This is a genomic window from Aeromonas enteropelogenes (assembly GCF_000819845.1).
Lineage (GTDB): Bacteria > Pseudomonadota > Gammaproteobacteria > Enterobacterales > Aeromonadaceae > Aeromonas > Aeromonas enteropelogenes.
In genome coordinates, this window is the sequence record NZ_CDCG01000043.1 from 96,932 (window position 1) to 115,285 (window position 18,354).

At 60.5% G+C, this 18,354-nt stretch carries 13 protein-coding genes; 2 read left to right on the forward strand and 11 right to left on the reverse strand.

Annotation, left to right across the window (positions count from 1 at the left end; translation table 11 throughout):
- Positions 1–96 precede the first annotated feature (96 nt).
- From pflB to BN1123_RS18660, 4 genes are all read right to left on the reverse strand, one after another.
- On the reverse strand, positions 97–2,379 hold the full coding sequence (pflB, locus tag BN1123_RS18645) for a formate C-acetyltransferase (protein WP_042028926.1): 2,283 nt from the start codon (positions 2,377–2,379) through the stop codon (positions 97–99).
- A gap of 46 nt (positions 2,380–2,425) precedes the next feature.
- Positions 2,426–3,274: a formate transporter FocA gene (gene focA / locus BN1123_RS18650; protein ID WP_042028928.1), complete on the reverse strand. Its 849-nt coding sequence runs from the start codon at positions 3,272–3,274 to the stop codon at positions 2,426–2,428.
- Between the two features lie 381 nt (positions 3,275–3,655).
- A complete protein-coding gene (gene ycaO / locus BN1123_RS18655; protein ID WP_042028929.1) occupies positions 3,656–5,416 on the reverse strand; it encodes a 30S ribosomal protein S12 methylthiotransferase accessory factor YcaO in 1,761 nt (586 codons plus the stop codon).
- A 198-nt stretch (positions 5,417–5,614) separates the two neighbouring features.
- Positions 5,615–7,048: a glycoside hydrolase family 1 protein gene (locus tag BN1123_RS18660; RefSeq protein WP_042028932.1), complete on the reverse strand. Its 1,434-nt coding sequence runs from the start codon at positions 7,046–7,048 to the stop codon at positions 5,615–5,617.
- A gap of 156 nt (positions 7,049–7,204) precedes the next feature.
- Between BN1123_RS18660 and BN1123_RS18665 the strand changes: the two genes are divergently transcribed.
- Positions 7,205–8,122 carry a LysR family transcriptional regulator gene (locus tag BN1123_RS18665; RefSeq protein WP_042028934.1) on the forward strand — a complete coding sequence of 306 codons (918 nt, stop codon included), beginning with the start codon at positions 7,205–7,207 and terminating at the stop codon, positions 8,120–8,122.
- 133 nt (positions 8,123–8,255) lie between these two features.
- On the opposite strand, the gene metE is transcribed toward BN1123_RS18665, so the two are convergent.
- A complete protein-coding gene (metE, locus tag BN1123_RS18670) occupies positions 8,256–10,535 on the reverse strand; it encodes a 5-methyltetrahydropteroyltriglutamate--homocysteine S-methyltransferase (protein WP_042028936.1) in 2,280 nt (759 codons plus the stop codon).
- A 184-nt stretch (positions 10,536–10,719) separates the two neighbouring features.
- Here metE and BN1123_RS18675 point away from each other — a divergent pair, with 184 nt between their 5' ends.
- A complete protein-coding gene (locus BN1123_RS18675) occupies positions 10,720–11,634 on the forward strand; it encodes a LysR substrate-binding domain-containing protein (RefSeq protein WP_042028937.1) in 915 nt (304 codons plus the stop codon).
- Positions 11,635–11,713: 79 nt separating this feature from the next.
- Here the strand turns inward: BN1123_RS18675 and BN1123_RS18680 are convergent, their stop codons facing one another.
- The 6 genes from BN1123_RS18680 to nfsA form a co-directional block, all read right to left on the reverse strand.
- Positions 11,714–12,505, reverse strand: a complete 792-nt coding sequence (locus tag BN1123_RS18680; RefSeq protein ID WP_042028963.1) for a siderophore ferric iron reductase — start codon at positions 12,503–12,505, stop codon at positions 11,714–11,716.
- A 104-nt stretch (positions 12,506–12,609) separates the two neighbouring features.
- The gene (locus BN1123_RS18685) at positions 12,610–14,745 is read right to left on the reverse strand and encodes a TonB-dependent siderophore receptor (RefSeq protein WP_042028939.1); all 2,136 of its coding nucleotides are present in this window, start codon (positions 14,743–14,745) and stop codon (positions 12,610–12,612) included.
- Positions 14,746–15,017: 272 nt separating this feature from the next.
- Positions 15,018–15,893, reverse strand: coding sequence for an AraC family transcriptional regulator (locus BN1123_RS18690; protein WP_042028940.1), 876 nt, complete (start codon positions 15,891–15,893; stop codon positions 15,018–15,020).
- Positions 15,894–16,089: 196 nt separating this feature from the next.
- Positions 16,090–16,644 (reverse strand): VOC family protein, encoded by a 555-nt coding sequence (locus tag BN1123_RS18695; protein ID WP_042028941.1) that lies wholly within the window; start codon positions 16,642–16,644, stop codon positions 16,090–16,092.
- Positions 16,638–17,402, reverse strand: a complete 765-nt coding sequence (locus tag BN1123_RS18700; RefSeq protein ID WP_042028943.1) for a hypothetical protein — start codon at positions 17,400–17,402, stop codon at positions 16,638–16,640. Before BN1123_RS18700 ends, BN1123_RS18695 begins: the two co-directional genes overlap by 7 nt.
- A 178-nt stretch (positions 17,403–17,580) precedes the next feature.
- Complete coding sequence (nfsA, locus tag BN1123_RS18705) at positions 17,581–18,306, reverse strand: oxygen-insensitive NADPH nitroreductase (protein ID WP_042028945.1); 726 nt, start codon at positions 18,304–18,306, stop codon at positions 17,581–17,583.
- Between the last annotated feature and the right edge of the window lie 48 nt (positions 18,307–18,354).

Genomic DNA, 18,354 nt, shown 5'->3' on the forward strand with positions numbered 1-18,354 from the left:
AAGGCAAAGGCAAAGGCAAAAAATCACCCCGCACCCTGAATGACAAGCATAAAAAAACCGGCGCCTTGGCGCCGGTTTTTAATCACGCGTTCTCGATTACAGAGAAGCGGTGAAGGTACGGGTGATGACGTCTTGCTGTTGCTCTTTGGTCAAAGAGTTGAAGCGAACGGCATAACCGGATACACGGATGGTCAACTGCGGATATTTCTCCGGATTTTCCATGGCGTCCAGCAGCATTTCACGGTTCATCACGTTCACGTTCAGGTGCTGACCACCCTCTACGTTGGCTTCGTGGTGGAAGTAACCGTCCATCAGACCAGCCAGGTTGGCCTTCTGGGCTTCCATGTCTTTACCCAGTGCATTCGGCACGATGGAGAAGGTATAGGAGATACCATCTTTGGCGTAAGCAAACGGCAGCTTGGCAACGGAAGTCAGAGAGGCAACAGCACCCTTCTGGTCACGACCGTGCATCGGGTTGGCACCCGGGCCGAACGGCGCACCGGCGCGACGACCATCCGGGGTGTTACCGGTTTTCTTGCCGTACACCACGTTGGAGGTGATGGTCAGCACGGACTGGGTAGCCACGGCGCCACGGTAGGTGTTCAGCTTCTGAATTTTCTTCATGAAGCGCTCAACCAGGTCACAGGCGATGTCATCGACGCGAGCGTCGTTGTTACCGAACTGCGGGTACTCGCCTTCGATTTCGAAGTCGATGGCCACGCCGTCTTCATCACGCACCGGCTTGACCTTGGCGTACTTGATGGCAGACAGGGAGTCGGCAGCAACGGACAGACCGGCGATACCGCAAGCCATGGTGCGATACACGTCACGATCGTGCAGCGCCATCAGAGAGGCTTCGTAGCTGTACTTGTCGTGCATGTAGTGGATGATGTTCAGGGCCGCTACGTACTGCTTGGCCAGCCAGTCCATGAAGTGATCCAGACGATCCATCACTTCGTCGTAGTTCAGGTACTCGGAGGTGATCATCTCGGTCTTCGGACCGACCTGCAGCTTCATCTTCTCGTCCATACCGCCGTTGATGGCGTACAGCATGGTCTTGGCCAGGTTGGCACGAGCACCGAAGAACTGCATTTGCTTGCCCACGATCATCGGGGACACACAGCAAGCGATGGCGTAGTCATCGTTGTTGAAGTCCGGACGCATCAGGTCGTCGTTCTCGTACTGAACGGAAGAGGTCTCGATGGATACCTTGGCACAGTACTTCTTGAAACCGACCGGCAGCTTCTCGGACCACAGGATGGTCAGGTTCGGCTCAGGGGACGGGCCCATGGTGTACAAGGTGTTCAGCATACGGAAGCTGTTCTTGGTGACCAGGGTACGGCCATCAACGCCCATACCGGCCAGGGTCTCGGTGGCCCACATCGGGTCGCCGGAGAACAGTGAATCGTATTCCGGAGTACGCAGGAAGCGAACCATACGCAGCTTCATGACCATGTGGTCCATCAGCTCCTGGGCTTCCTGTTCGGTGATCAGACCCTTCTGCAGGTCACGTTCGATATAGATGTCCAGGAAGCTGGAGGTACGACCGAAGGACATGGCTGCACCGTTCTGGGACTTGACTGCCGCCAGGTAGGCGAAGTAGGTCCACTGTACGGCTTCTTTGGCGTTCTTGGCCGGTACGGAGATGTCGCAACCATACTTGGCAGCCATGACTTTCATCTGGGCCAGAGCTCGGTGCTGCTCGGAGATCTCTTCGCGCAGACGGATGGTGGCTTCCAGGTTGACGCCGTTTTCCAGATCTTCCTGCAGGGACTTGAACTGGGCCAGTTTGTCGGCCATCAGGAAGTCGATACCGTACAGGGCAACACGACGGTAGTCACCGATGATACGGCCGCGACCGTAGGCATCCGGCAGACCGGTGATGACGCCGGACTTGCGGCAGTTCAGGATGTCTTTGGTGTAAACGTCAAACACGCCCTGGTTGTGAGTCTTGCGGTACTCGGTGAAGATCTTCTCGACCATCGGGTCCAGCTGACGACCGTACACTTCGCAAGAAGTCTTGACCATCTTGATACCGCCGTTGGCGATGATGGCGCGCTTCAGCGGCTTGTCAGTCTGCAGGCCAACGATCTGCTCCAGGCTCTGATCGATGTAACCGGCATCGTGTGCGGTAATGGTGGAGGGCAGGTCGGTATCAAAATCAACCGGCGCGTGAGTGCGGTTCTCGATCTTGATGCCTTCCATGACCTTGTCCCACAGCTTGGTGGTCGCTTCGGTCGCGCCAGCCAGGAAGGACTCATCACCTTCATACGGGGTGTAGTTCTTCTGGATGAAGTCACGGGTGTTGACAGAAGTCTGCCATTCACCGGCCGCGAAGCCTTCCCATGCTTTTTGGAACTGTTCGTTAAGTTCTGCCATTTTTCATTACCTCACACGGTATTGATGTAGTATCCCGCAATCATCCTTAATGATGACGACGGAAGATAAACCAGTAAGTCAAACCAACCATGACGCCACCACCGATGATATTGCCAATGGTGACAGGGATGAGGTTGTGTAGGACAAAGTTGGATACGGTCAGATCGGCGAAGCTTGCCGGATCCTGTCCGATAGCCTGCCAGAATTCCGGGCTGGCCACGCTGTGAATCGCGATACCAACCGGAATCATAAACATGTTTGCGATGCTGTGCTCGAAGCCGGAGGCGACGAACATGGCAACCGGCAGCAACATCACCACGACCTTGTCAGTGGCACTGCGGGCACCAAATGCCATCCAGGCGGCAAGGCAGACCATCAGGTTGCACAGGATGCCAAGGGCAACGGCTTCAAAGAAAGTATGGTGGATCTTGTGCTGGGCCACTTTCAGGGCGTTGAGGCCCCACTGGCCATCTGCCGCAGTGTATTCCGCCGACATGATGATAAGCCCCACCATGAGCAGGCCACCAATCAGGTTGCCAAAGTAGACCAGGCCCCAGTTTTTGAACAGCTGTGCCCAGCTGATGCGATTGGCTGCCTTGGCCACCAGGGTCAGGGTGGTGGAGGTGAACAGCTCGGCACCGAGCAGCACACAAAGAATAAGACCAAGGGAGAAGCAGAGACCGCCGACCAGCTTCGCCATGCCCCATGACATAGAAGAGGAGCCTGTGGTCACCGTAATGTAGAAGATAAACGCGATGGCGATGAAAGCGCCTGCGGTAATGGCCAGTGGAATGACCTTGTATGCCGGCTTGGTGGCCTTGGCATAAGTGATGTCTTCAGCCAGTGCTGCGATGGCTTCGGGTTTGAGACAATCGAATGGAGATTCAGTTTTCAATTATTTTGTACCTGAACGTTTTGCCTGCCGAAATCATAACAAAGGGGCAAATGGCCAAAATTGACATTGATCAAATTTATCAGTGTGCGAATGTAATTTTACTACAAAGATTTTAAGGCTGCGGAGCCATAAGTTTACACCAGGTTTCAGCTGAAACAGAAGATTAGTTTTTTTAATGTAATGATTTAAAAGAATTTATTGATATTCACCCCAAAGTATTATCAGCAAGATATCTTTGCGGGACGACCCTGTTCTCCCCTCCTCTTCGTCAACCCCCTTAGGGGTATTTTTTGTTTTTTATTTCATCTTTGAATAACGCATCACACTCTGTCTTTTGCATAAAAAAGGGGCCAAACGGCCCCCTTATAACACGTTATAGCCTTACGCCCACTGGTGGGTGCGTTTGGCTTTCTGCAACTTTTCGTAAGCCGCCAGCAGTTTCTGGTGCAGCGGGAACTGCTCAAGCGACAGATCAGCCGCCTCCAGACCGTGGAAGCGCGCCTCGCCGCTGGCATGGGCCCAGGCCTGCGCCAGCGTCTCTTCGCCATACATGCGGGCAAACACGGCGCGGTACTGCTCGGGATCGCGTTCCTCGTCCAGGAAGAGCTCGACGCAGGCGCGCAGGGCGCGGTAGTAGTTGGCCCGTTCGGCCGAGAACACCGACTGGTTGAATTCCATGGTCCAGTCGATGAGATCGAGTGCCGTCTCCAGCTCGCCTGCGGCCAGCGCCAGCATGGCCTTGAGCTCACCCACCCTCAGGGTATGCAGAGCGGAGCCCTTGGCGGCGGCAATGCCGAGCAGCTCGCGCACCCGGGTGCGTTCGTCGTGCCCCTCTTCATCCAGCTGGTCAAACAGCGCCATGTATTGCTCTGCATCCCACTCCAGCGCCGGCAGCGCCAGAATAGTTTCCCGCAGGTGAGCCCCCATGGTGTTGTTGGCCAGCAACAGATCTTCGGCCGGATAGATGTCGGACATGCCGGGCACCAGGATGCGGCAGGCATAGACGCCCAGGTGCTCGTAGTCGGCGATGTAGACCGGCTGCTCCAGCTCGTGGAAGATGCCGATCAGGTGATCGAACTCCTCTTGCGACGTGCCGCGAAAATCCCAGTCGGCAAACTCGAAGTCCGCATCCTGCTTGAACAGATCCCAGCTGATGAGGCCGGAGGAGTCGATGAAGTGGGTCTCCAGGTTGTGGTGATCCGCTACCTGTTCGTTGTCAAACGAGGGCGGTACGAACACGTCCAGATCCTTGAGGCCACGCCCCTGCAACAGCTCGGTGACGGTGCGCTCGAAGGCCACTTCGAAGCGCGGGTGGGCACCGAAAGAGGCAAAGCAGGTGCCGTTGCTCGGGTTGAGCAACACCACGCAGATGACCGGATAGCGACCACCCAGGGACGCATCGAAGCTGTAGATGGGGAAACCTTCGGCCTCAAGGGCGGCGATGGAGGCCTGGATCCCTGGGTAACGGGCGATCACCTCAGCAGGGATCTCCGGCAGGCTGATGGCCTCGGCGATGATCTTGTTCTTCACGTGACGCTCGAACACCTCGGAGAGCGCCTGGGTGCGGGCCTCGGTCTTGGTGTTGCCGGCACTCATGCCGTTGGAGACATAGAGGTTGCCGATGATGTTCATCGGGATGTAGACGGTCTGATGGTCGGACTGGCGCTCGAACGGCAGGGCGACGATGCCGCGCTCCTCGTTGCCAGACTGCAGATCCACCAGCATGTCGGCGGTCACTTCCCCATCCGGGTTGTAGAACTTGCGGGTGAAAGAATCGAGCAGACCGGCAGGCAGCTGATCCCCCTCGATGGGGAACCACTTCTCGTTCGGGTAGTGGACGAAATCACCGTTCGCTACCTGCTCGCCCAGATAAAAGTCGGCGAAGAAGTAGTTGGTGGAGAGACGCTCGAAGTACTCGCCGAGGGCCGAGGCCAGTGCGGCCTTTTTGCTGGCGCCCTTGCCGTTGGTAAAGCAGAGGGAGCACTCCTTGTCACGGATGTGCACGGACCAAACGTTGGGCACGGGGTTGAGCCAGGAGGCCTCTTCGATATCAAACCCCAGGGCTTGCAGCTTGGTCTGGAAGCGTTCGATGGAGTCTTCCAGCGCCGCGTCCTTGCCGGGAATAAAAGTGTGGTCGGTCATCACAATGTCCTGATTTTATTGGCTCATGTTTGGCCGCAGATAATAGCAGGGGTCAACGGCTTTGGCAGGACAAAAATCAGCGCCGGACGCAAACAGAAGGGAGAAAGAAGAGAGAGGCGATGAGGTCGCCGCATTGATCGGTAAACGGGACCGGGCTGCCGCCCAATCCCGCGCAAGAGGGATCACCGCGATGGTGAGTTAGAGCTGCTTGCCCTGGCTCGCGATGACCGACTGATACCAGTAGAAGCTGTCCTTCTTGAGGCGGCGCAGGGAGCCCCCCTGCTCGTCCCGCTCCACATAAACGAAGCCGTAGCGCTTCTGGTAACCGTTGAGCCAGCTCAGGATGTCGGTGAACGACCAGGCGCAGTAACCCAAGAGCTCCACCCCGTCCTGCAGCGCCTCCTGGCACGCCTTGACGTGGCTGCGCAGATAGTCGATGCGGTAGTCGTCGTGCACCTTGTCTCCTGCCGCCAGCTTGTCGAACTCGCCGAGGCCGTTCTCGGTGATCATCAGCGGCAGGCCGTAGCGGGAGGAGAGTCGGCGCAGGGCGATGCGCATCCCGGTCGGATCGATGGCCCAGTCCCAGTTGCTGGTCTCCAGGTGCGGATTGGGGGCCGTCTTGTAGAGGCCGGGAATGCCGCTCGGCGGCGTAGTGCCCTTCTTGCCCGTGGTGTTGATGCGCTGCATCGTCTGGCCGCCGAGGGGGTTATCGGTATAGGTCAGGGTGTAGTAGTAGTTGACGCCGATGTAGTCGGGGGTCCCTTCACGCAACAGCTCGAGATCGCCCGGCAGGATCTCCGGCGCCTCGCCGTTTTCCCGCAGGTAAGCGAGCGCCGCCTGGGGGTAGCGACCGAAGCAGTAGGCATCCAGCCACCAGAGGTTGGTGAACTCCTCGGCATTCTCGTAAGCCAGCATGTCTTTGGGATCGCACGAGGCCGGATAGGCGGGGGAGTACGCAAAACTTGGGCCGATCAGCCCCCCCGGTACGTGCTGGCGAAACGCCTTGATGACCCGGGCATTGGCCAGAAACGCGATATGGTTGGCTGCAAAGAAGCGCTTGCGGTCTTGCACTGCGGGCGGATGGGTGCCGAGCTGATAGGCGTTGGTCAGGTTGTAGTTCTGTTCGTTGAGCGACACCCAGTACTTCACCTTGCCGGCAAAGCGCTGATAGAGGGTCACGCAGTAGCGCTCGAAATCCTCGATGATGCGCCTGTCTTCCCAGCCGCCGTATTCGTCCTGCAGCGCCTGGGGCAGGTCCCAGTGATAGAGAGTGAGCACCGGCTCAATCTGGTGGGCCAACAGGGTGTCGATGAGTTTTTCATAGAAGGCGAGCCCCGCCTCGTTCACCTCGCCGCGGCCGGTCGGGTAGATGCGCGGCCAGCTCACCGAGAAGCGGTAGGCCTTGAGCCCCATCTCGGCCATCAGCGCCACGTCCTCCTCCATGCGGTGGTAGTGATCCACCGCCACGTCGCCGTTGCTCCCCTCAAAGGTCTTGCCCGGCAGCTTGGTGAACAGATCCCACACCGAGGGCCCCTTGCCATCGGCGTCCCAGCCCCCTTCCACCTGATAGGCGGCGGAGGCGGCGCCCCACAGAAAATCTTTCGGGAAGTCGTTGAACTTGTGGTGATGCATCTGGGGTTGCTCCTTCTACGGCGGTGGGCTGGCCACCTTGATCGCACCGACTGGCGGTGCCCAATGGAATTGGCATTAGCATCGAACAGTTCTAAAATTCCGTCCAATGACAAATTTAACCATTCAACATTCCAAACAGGAATCACAGGAGCTGACATGGAGCTGCGGGATCTGAAGGCCTTCGTCACCCTGGGGGAGGTATTGCACTTCGGTCAGGCGGCGGTGCGCCAGCACGTCACCCAGTCGGCGCTGAGCAAGCAGATCCGCCGGCTGGAAGAGGAGCTGGGCGGCGAGCTGTTCGAGCGTAACGCAAACAGCACCCGTCTCACCGTGCTGGGGCGCGCCCTTTATGAGGATGCCCGCGCTCTGGTGGCTGCCAGCGAGCAACTCGGCCGCAACGCCCGCGACGTGCTGGCCGGCAACAGCGGCACCCTGCGCATCGGCTTTGGCGTCGCCACCAAGCTGCTGGTGCCCGCCGCCATCGCGCAATTTCGGGCCGAACGCCCGCAGGTGACCATAGAGCTCAACGATCTCTCCACCCACCATCAGTTGCTGGCGCTGAGCGAGGGCAAGCTGGATCTCGGCTTCTGCCGCCTGCCCGCCCCCAAGAGGTGGCCGTGCTTGCCAGTGGTGCGGGCCCATTTTGTCGCCGTGCTGCCCGCCAGTTACGCCGGTGTGAGCAAGCTGGCTGATCTGGTGGACAAGCCGCTGGCGATCCTGCGCCGGGACAAGGCCCCCTCGTTTTACGATCACCTAATGCACTACCTGGCCCAGAGCGGGCTGCGTTTTCGCGATATCCAGTACGTCAACGACTTTGCCGCCGGCGTCGCCACCGCCGCTGCGGATATCGCCTGGACCCTGGTGCCCTCCTCCACCACCATAGAGCACCCGGACGTGCTGACCCTGCCGCTGACCGAAGGAGAAGCCTGCTGGACCATAGGCCTTATCCGCCCGCCCCACAGCAAGGGGCCGCTGATCGACGCCTTCTGGCAGACGGTCAGCACTCTAACCACAGGAATAGGCGCAGCACAGTCCGCGCTGCCGGGGTCAGATCCGGTCTTGTCACCATCCTGACTGCCCACAACAACCAAACAGCGGAAAAAACAGAGGGAAGGCCGTGGCCTCCCCTCTCTCTTGCGTCGCTATCAGTGCTGCCGATTCAGACCGACGGCCTGCGTGTGTTGTTTGGCCGACAGGGTACTGTGGCTCAGGCCAGCTCGGCCCGCAGCGCCCGAGTTGCCTCCACCATCACGCTGAGGGCGGCGGTGGTCTCTTCCCAGCCGCGGGTCTTGAGGCCGCAGTCCGGGTTGACCCAGAGCCGCTCGGCCGGGATCTGCTTGGCGGCCTTGCGGATCAGATCCTCAATCCAGCCCTGGCTCGGCACGTTGGGCGAGTGGATGTCATAGACCCCCGGGCCAATTTCGTTGGGGTAGTTGAAGCGCTCGAACGCCCCCAACAGCTGCATCTGGCTGCGGCTGGTCTCGATGGTGATGACGTCCGCGTCGAGCGCGGCCACCGCCTCTATGATGAGGTTGAAGTCGCTGTAGCACATGTGGGTATGGATCTGGGTACTGTCCACCACCGGGCTCGCACTCAGGCGGAAGGCGCGCACCGCCCAGTCGAGGTAGGCCTGATGATCCTGCTTGCGCAGGGGCAGACCCTCGCGGATCGCCGGCTCGTCGATCTGGATGATCTTGATGCCGGCGGCCTCCAGATCCGCCACCTCGTCGCGAATGGCCAGACCGATCTGCAGGGCGGACTGCTCACGGCTCACGTCTTCCCGCGGGAAGGACCAACAGAGGATGGTCACGGGACCGGTCAGCATCCCCTTCACCGGCTTGTCGGTCAGGCTCTGGGCAAACTTGGTCCACTCCAGCGTCATGGGGGTCGGACGGTCGATGTCACGGGTGATCACCGGCGGCTTGACGCAGCGGGAGCCATAGCTCTGCACCCAGCCAAAGCGGGTGATGGCAAAGCCGTCCAGCAGCTCGCCGAAGTATTCCACCATGTCGTTGCGCTCGGCCTCGCCGTGCACCAGTACGTCCAGCCCGATGGCCTCCTGGCGCAGAATGGCATCCTTGATCTGGGCCTGAATGCCCGCCTCGTAGGCGCCATCGTCGATGCGACCGGCCCGCCAATCCTGACGCAGCACGCGGATCTCCGGGGTCTGCGGGAAGGAGCCGATGGTGGTGGTGGGCAACAGCGGCAGCTTGAGCTCGGCGCGCTGAACCTCCGCGCGTACCGGATAGGGGTTGTGGCGATCAAAATCGCTGTTGGTGAGGCTGGCCAGGCGCGACTGCACCGCCTTCTTGTGCACCCGGCTGTCGGACTCCCGAGCGATGATGGGCTGGCTGTAGGCCGTGATCTTGTCCAGATCCCCGCCATCCGGCTCTTTGTTATCCAAATAAGCAGAGAGCAGGCCCAGCTCGTAGCACTTCTGCAGGGCGAAGGCGAACCAGCTACGGGTCTGGGGATCCAGCTCCTGCTCCAGGGTGAGATCCACCGGGCTGTGCAAGAGAGAGCAGGATGATGCCACCCAGAGCTGCTCGCCATATTTATCCTTGAGGGCCTTCAGGGTCGGGGCCAGCTTGAGCAGGTTGGCGCGCCAGACGTTGCGGCCATTGATGACGCCAGCCGAGATGACCCACTGGGCCGGCAGATAGGGCAGCAGAGTCTGCAGTTGCTCGGGGGCCGCCACCAGATCCAGGTGCAGGCCGTCGACCTTGAGGCTGGTGATGATGTCGCGCTGGTGAGCCACAGAGCCGAAATAGGTGGTGAGCAGCAGCTTGCAGGGGCCGGCGAGGCGCTCATACGCCTTGAGATAGGCCAGTCGCCACTCGTCCGGCAGATCCAGCGCCAGCGCCGGCTCGTCTATTTGTACCCACTCCACGCCCTGGGACGCCAGCTTCGCCAGAATTTCCTGGTAGACGATGAGCAGGCGCTCCAGCAGCTCGAGGCGGGAGAAACCGCTCTCCTTCTCCTTACCAAGCCACAGGTAAGAGACGGGGCCCAGCAGCACCGCCTTGACCGGCAGCCCCAGGGCCTTGGCCTCCTCCACCTCGTCAAACAGCTGACTCCAGCCCAGCTTGAAGCGCTGGTCGCGGCTGAACTCGGGCACCAGATAGTGGTAGTTGGTGTTGAACCACTTGGTCATCTCGGCGGCAGCGGCGGCAGGGCCGGTCGGCGCACGGCCACGGGCGACCCGGAACAGGGTATCGAGATCGGTGTCGCCGTGACGGTGACGGGCCGGTACCGCATCCACCAGCAGGCTGGTGCCGAGCACCTGGTCGTACCAAGCAAAATCCCCGACCGGCAGCAGGTTGACCCCGGCGCTGCGTTGGGCCTGCCAGTGACGCTCACGCAGGCTCTTGCCCACGGCGATGAGATCGCTCTGGCTGGTTTCGCCACGCCAGTAGGATTCGAGGGCAAATTTCAGCTCGCGCTTGGCGCCGATGCGGGGGAAACCCAGGGTATGTGCTCGGGTCATAGTTCCAATTCCTTATGCTCGTTCATCTGATGGGAAACTGGATGATTTGGCCATCCAGATGTTTACACATCCAAAATGACAAGATAAGGTGGCGTTGGCTATTGAATCCTTTTCAACAGCTTCTCAAGAAATCCTCAACTGACACGCAAGCGCATCTTCAGCCGATGCCACAAGGAGCCATGTCATGGCGCTGCCAAGCAATTCAAGCATCGAGATCAAACACTTGAAGACGGTGACGGCACTGGCCGAGCAAGGGTCGCTGGCCGGGGCGGCGCTCACTCTCAACCTCACCCAGTCGGCCCTCTCCCACCAGTTGAAGGAGCTGGAGGCCCGCCTCAATCTGGAGCTGTTTTTGCGAAAGAGCCGCCCCCTGGTGCTGACGGCGGCGGGCAACCAGCTGCTGACCCTGGCCCGTCAGGTGCTGCCCGCCCTGGCCCAGACCGAGAAGCAGCTACAGGCCCTGCACAGCGGCGACGCCGGTCGCCTGCACCTAGCGCTCGATTGCCACAGCTGCATCCAGTGGCTGCTGCCGCTGTTGCCTGATTTTCGCCGCCAGTGGCCAGGGGTGGATCTGGAGGTGGAGTCGGTGCCGGGCTTTGATGCCCTGGCCGCCCTGCTCAGCGGCCAACTCGATCTGCTGCTCACCTCGGACGTGCTGGCCCGCGGCGATCTTCATTTCGAGCCGCTGTTTGCCTTCGAACTCACCCTGGTGATGGCACCGGATCACCCGCTCTGTCGGCAAGCGTGCATCGCGCCAGAGGATCTTCGCCAAGAGGTGTTGCTGGTCTACCCGGTGGAGCGCACCCGGATGGATGTGTTCAGCCGCTTCCTGCAACCGGCCGGGGTGGAGCCCGCCCGCTGCAAGCCGGTGGACAACACCTCGGTCATGTTGCAGATGGCTGCCGCCGGGCTGGGTGTCGCCGCCCTGCCGCGCTGGGCCAGCGACGAGTTTGTCCGCCAAGGGCTGCTCGAAACACGGCCACTCGGGGATGGCGTGCGCCGCCATATGTATGGCGCGGTGCGCGCCGCCGATCGGGATCAGGCCTGCCTGCAGAGCCTGTTTGCCCGCATTCGCAGCAAGATGGGCGATCAGAAATAGACATAACAAGGCCGCCATAATGGCGGCCTATATCGGAAACAGGTGTTTGCCAGAGGCAAGGCGAGCCAAGCATCGATGGCTATGGCTCGGCCGGCTCCCCTGTCTTCTTGCTCTCCTGGCGCCGCGGGCAGTTGCCGCAGAGCGCGCCATCGCGGCGCTTATAGTGCAGGCAGCAACGCTGACGCACATAGCCGGGGGACGCATCATCCTGCGGTAACGAGGCCGGACGCCACCCCGCCAGATGGCTATCCGGCAGGGCGCAGGCGGCGAGCCAGAGCGGTGCGTGGGCCGTCACCGTCTCGCGGCTCACCTCGGTAAAAAAGTCCGGCACCCGCACCAGTGCCGCCAGCAGATCATCGGCCAGGAGCGGGCGCACGAAACCGGGCCGCAACCGTTGTACTCCGCCCAGCAGCGCAAGCAGTGCCTGCCAGTGCACCTGCAACCGTTCGCCCGCAGCCTCGATCAGGGTCTCTGTCTCCCCCTTGATCATGGGCGCCACCGGCAGGGTCATGCCACTGACCAGTCCCTCCCGATAGTACAGTTCCAGCTTATCCAGCGCAGGCACGGCCCCCTGGCGATAGACGGCCACCATGGCCAGATAGATGGACTGCCAGCTGAGCATGCTCCAGCTGCGGGTCAGCCAGTAGGCCGGACCCGCCTCCGGATGTGCCTGTTGCCAGTTGGCGTGAAGCTCGGCCGCCACCCGGGCAGGTGCCATCGGCGAGGAGGCCGTCAACAGAGCGCTCCCCTCCGCCTCCCGAATGCGTCCCGTCAGCGACGGGATAAGCTTGGCGGCCGCCGCAAACAGGGACAGATGCTCCGCCGCTATCTCATCCCGAGGCGCTCCCCGCAGTGCTTCCAGAGTAGGCATGGCGAGCACAGTGCGCCCCCCATCAGCCCCGGTCGGATGACGCGGGGCTGATGGGGCATAAGAGGGTGAGCTGGCAAGCCCTGGACGATCTCCGGGGCGCAGGGTCAGAATGCGTATTTGAGTCGCGCCTCCAGGTTGCGCTCGGCCCCGAACCAGCAGTTGTTCCGGTCGTAGCAGGAGTAGTAGGTCTTGTCGAACAGATTGCTGGCGACGAGGGAGGCTTCCACCCCCTTGAAACGTTGGCTGAGGTGCGCCAGATCGTAAGAAGCACTCATGTCCATCAGCAAGTAATCGGGCACGGTGCCGCTGTTGTCGGCATCGAGCTGGGCCTTGCCCACATAACGCAAGCCGGCCCCCAGCCACAGACCCCGCTCGAAGCGATAGTTGCTCCACAAGGAGGCGGTCTGCTCGGGCACCCAGACCGGCGTTTTGCCCTGCAGGCTCGTGGTATCGCGGGTGATCTCCATATCGAGGCGAGTGTAATTGAGCGCCAGATCAAGCTGGCTGGTGAGATCGACCCTCCCCTCCAGCTCGACGCCGCGGGAGACCATCTCCCCGGTCTGCAGCATGGGGCCGTAGAGGTTGTCCGGATCCGTCACCAGCGCGTGCTGCTTGGTGATGTGGAACACCGAGACGGTCGCCGTCTTGCTCATGTCATCGGAGAGGTACTTGACGCCCCCCTCCCACTGCTGGCCGGTGGCCGGCTCAAACGCCTTGCCATGCTTGTCCGCCCCCGATACCGGCTCGAAACTCTCGGCATAGCTCGCATAGGGGGAGAAACCGCCGTCCAGCTCGTACAGGGCGCCTAGACGGAAAGAGAGATTGTTCTGATCCACGGTGGCCAGGGTATGGCTCGCCGCCCCCTGATAGAGGGAGTGGCTGTCGGTGTCCATCCGGTAGCTGTCGTAGCGCGCACCACCAATCACCACCAGTCGTTCGAGGCGCAACTGATCCTGCAGATAGAGACCGCTCTGGTGCTGGCGGATCACCTTCTTGTCCTGATAGTTGAACGTTGGCTGCACCGAGACCAGCTGGTTGTGGTTCGGGGCGAAGATGTCGATGGCGGGCGCCGAATAGTCCAGGGTATCCCGGTAAAGCACATGGGCATCCAGATACTGGTAGTCGACCCCGAGCAGCAGGTTGTGCTGGGCGGCGCCGGTTTGTACCCTGCCCGCCAGCTGGTTGTCGATGACAAAGCCGCGGGAGTCTTCATCCGTCAGATAGGCGTTGCGGGTCAGGGTGCGGTGATCCGCCTCCAGCGCCCCGTTGTAGGTGTTGCGCTGATCGGCCGAGGCATCCATATAGCGGGCATTTTGCAGCAGCTGCCAGCGGTCGTTGAAGTCGTGGCTCAGCTTGTAGCCCAGCAGGGTCACCTCCCGACTGTAGTGGTTCCACTGCTCGTCCCCCAGGAAGGTGTCACTGCCAAGCTGGCCCAGGGGATTGGCCTCCACCGAGCCGCTGGCCGGTACCGTCGTGTAGATGCCCGCCGCCGGGTCCCGCTGGTAGTAGAGATTCAGGTTGAGCAGGGTGCGCTCGCCCAGCTGCCAGTCCAGCGATGGCGCAAAGACGTAGCGCTCCTCCTGTGAGGTCACCGCCTGCCCCTCTTTCTGGCGGGCCAGCCCTACCATACGGTAGGCGAGGGTCTCGCTGATGGCCCCCGTGCTGTCGAAGCTCATCTCCTTGAGATTGCCCGTGCCTGTGGCGACGTTCACGCTGTGTCTTGCCTCGCGCTGGGGGCGCTTGGCGATAAGGTTGACCATGCCGCCGGGGGGCATACTGCCATAAAGCACCGAGGTTGGCCCCTTGAACACCTCCAGCTGCTCGATGGCCACCGGATCTATCTGGGGTTGCAGGTTCCACTCGTTGTACTGCAGCAGCAGGCCATCGTAAAAATTCTGGTAGTTGTCAAAACCGCGGATGTTGAACAGATCCAGCCGGTTGACGGCACCCCCGCGCAGCTCGGTGTTGACGCCGGGCACATAGCGCAGCGCCTCGCTCACCGAACTGACACCTCGCTGTTCCAGTGTCTCGCCGTCCACCACCGAGATGGCCTGGGGCGTCTCGATAGGGTCGAGCCGGGTCTTGGTCGCTGTGTTGCGATAAGTCTGACCGAGCACGGTCAGGGTCTCATCGGCCTGCGTCTCCTGCGAACGCTGGGCAGGGGCGGCCAGCACGGAACCGGTCAACAGGGTGGAAATGGTCGCGGCGACCACGGTCAATGTAGGGCGAACAAATTGCATCTGATCCTCGACTGCCTAATGCGCGTTAATAGTAACAAATCTCATTTGCATTTTATTGCGCTAATTGGTCCCGAAATTAACAATTTGGGGCATGTTGGCAGGCAAGGCGGTGAAAAACCGACAAAAAAGCCTCAACCGACAACCCTTCGTGTCGAGTGAAAATGGCTTTGAATTCAAATGACTATCTAGTCAGGCAGGGGGCAATGGACAGATGATCTGTGCCCACCAGGACGGCTGCTCGCTCCCAGACAGCCTCCTCGAGCACTTTGGGATCAGCGCGGTGAGATGGGCAACCAGTACTCCATGCTGGCATCCGGCTGCTGGCCGTCGAACCCGACGCCATAGCGCTCCAGCTCGAACCCGTCCAACCCGCGATAACTGGAAGATGGCAGCCAGTGCAGAATAAACCAGTTGAGACTCTCTCCCAGCTGGCTGATGGGGCCCACGTGGGTGAGTACCGCATAGGTCTGGGCTGGGATGGTCAAGGACGCAAGTCCCGGTGTGACCTCGTCACCTTCCTCCGCCACACAGGCCCAGTAGGGCAAAATGGCGCCCGCCGCCGAGACATCCACGACACCGATCAGCTCCCTTGCCCTCTCCAGCGCACCGGTATCACGCAAGGCCCGCCAGATGGCGGGCACCGTCTGCTGAAAATCGGGCGCCTCGGCAAACAGACCGCTGATCTGCCCCCTGATCCCATGCAGGGTGAAACCAGGCCTGCTCTCTATTCGCAACTGCACCAGCTTGGGGGGACTTGCAACCGCCATCGCTGCCCTCACCAGCGGGGTACGCAACCCCTGTCTCAGTCCCCGCTTGCGATAGGCCAGCGGTGAACAGCCAAACTGCTGCTTGAAGGCGCGGCTAAAACTCACCTCGGAGCCAAAACCGTAGCAGAGCGCCAGATCCAGCACTCGTTGCCGTCCCGACAACAGCGCCTCCGCCGCCAGGCTCAACTTGAGCTCGCGCACATAGCTGGCCACCGTCAGCCCGGTTTCGTGCAAAAACATCCGCTGCAGTTGCCAGCGCGACCAGCAGCTCTGTTCCGCCAGCTGTTCCAGCGACAAGGGTTCATCCAGATGGGAGTGGATGTAGTCGAGCACCCGTTCAATTCGGGTGAAGTGGTACGGGACGGGGTGTGGCGAGGACATGATGCTGGAAACTCACTCCGTGATGGCAGCATGAGGGTCATTTACGGGGGACTCCCGGCAGGGCGCCAGTGTGGCACAAGGTATGCCACAAGGCACCCACCCCATCGGGATAGATGGTATTCGCTTGCCAGCCGTAAAAAGCGCAGCGCTCTGCCCGGCTGGCAATCTTGCTCACGATTCCACGGGGTAAGGCTAATTACGCCCGGGAGAAATAATCGGCGGGAACGAGCATCACGGCGCCGGTGGCCACCTCTTCGGCGATCACTTCGGCCAGGGAGCGCAGGTGGAATTTGATCTGCCCCGACGGCAGCATCAGGCCTATGTCCGGGTTGCGCTCATCCATCATATTGCCGGTCTTGAACGGCAGGCTCGGATACTGCGCCACCAAAGCCGCCAGCGAAGGCACCACCAGTTCGATATGTTCAAGCCCCGCCTGGTGGCTACGCCCCGATTTGGGGGCTGCCAGCTCGATGCAAGGCACTTCGACGTCCCCTACCTTGACAGGCTGGTGCAAGCGATAGGTCGCGATGGGGCGCCCACCAATCATCCCCTCCACCAGCAGCGCCCCCGCTCCTGCCAGTACCTCGCACAGAGACTGGTATTCGGACAAATTGGCGGCACGGTAGCAGAGGTGATCGATATGGGGAGCTGTCATGTTGACGCCAAGGGCGGCCAGTTCGGTCAACAGCTGAGAAACAAATGGGGCCATTGGCCCCAGTGTGGAATCGAGTGGGTGAGACATGGTTACCATTTCTTCTTGGGCTGGAACAGGACATCGAGCTCGTCGGTCTCCCTGTCCTTGATGTTTTGCAGATCCTGGGCGCTGTTTTGCTGCTGCAACTCATCCAGAGCCATGAGCCCCTGACGCATATCCTCTTCCCGCGCCAGCAGATAAGGATCCTTGTCGCTAACCCCCGCCATCACGGACAGTCCCTTGGTATAGAGCTGGCGACAGGTACCGTACTGGCCCTGGATCTGGGCATCCATCGCCCGCTTGACCAGGTTGGAGATATTGATCTTGAGCTGCATCAGCTCAAGGCGGCGATCTTCCTGGGCAAATCCTTGCGGATCTATCTTGCCCTTGTTGTGTTCGACCCGCAGCAGGGCGCGCATCTTCTTGACCAGTTGCAGCATCTGGATCGCCTGGCGATCCGACTCCGGTGTCTTGAAGTGCCCTTCATCCTGACTGCTGTAATTCTCCTGCACGTTCTTGATCTGGGTCTGCACATCGGCAATCCGCTGCTTGACCTGGGTATTGGGCATCAACAGGGCAATGGCGCGGTAGGCGTCGAGAATGCGGTGTTGCAGCAGCAGCACCATGTTTTTGGAAAAAGGCACCAGATTGACGTTGAGCAGGACCTCTTCGGTCTCGTCGGCCACCGTCTTGTGTCTGGCAACAGCGTGGCGCTTGTCGGCCTCCGCCTTCTGCTTATATTGCTGCACCACGTTATAGGCGATGACCAAAAACAGGAGCGCGCCAATAGACAGCAATACCAAAGTGATAATCATAGGATGTCCAAACCCCTGTCCCAATCCAATTGCGTGATCCTACAACAGCTTACCTACTTAAGGTAGCCTGCAGAGCCCCCGTGTCCACGATTTGTCATCAAGCTGTGTCCCCGGTCTCAGGGCAGGATCTGGGGGCTGGCCGAAATGGCCACCCCCTTAGTATCGCCCAGCGGGATGATTACTTGAGATTAAAGCCCCGGGATTGCAGGAACCCCAGCATGAAAGGGCGGGACTCCTTGCCCAGAATGGCGCGGATCTGGCTGCTCCAGGTCTGCTGCTTGTTATTGCTGCTGCGCGCCTGGTAATAGACCAGGATCTGCTCGTCGTATTGCGCCAGCAAATCGCGATCCAGCGTCTGTTGGTAGCGATCCTGATGCACCACCAGCGCCTTTGGCAAACGGGGCTTCTGCTCCGGCTGCTGGGCAGGATGGCCCAGACAGAGACCAAACAGCGGGATCACCTGATGAGGCAACCCCAGGAGTTCGCTCACCTCGACCGGATGGTTGCGAATACCGCCGATATAGACACCGCCCAAGCCCAGGGACTGGGCAGCCAGCAGGGCATTTTGCGCCATCAGGGCACCGTCGATGGCACCGATGAGCAACTGCTCCGCGTAGCCGGTTCTGGCATCGGGCACGATCTGGGTATGGCGATAGTAGTCGGCGCAGAACACCAGAAACTCGGCGGCCTGGGCCACATAAGGCTGGTTGCCGGCAAGCTCAACCAACCGGGTGCGCGCCTGCGGCTCTGTCACCCGGATAATGCTGGTCACCTGCAGAAAACTCGAGCTGGCGGCTGATTGCGCGGCGGCGAGGATGGCATCCAGCTGCTCGGGCACTATCGGCTCGGCGCTGAACTGGCGAATGGAACGATGGGACAGGATGAGATCGATGGTCGGATTCATGGCACCTCCAAAATGAGGTAACACCATAACCAAAAAAACGAGGGAGCC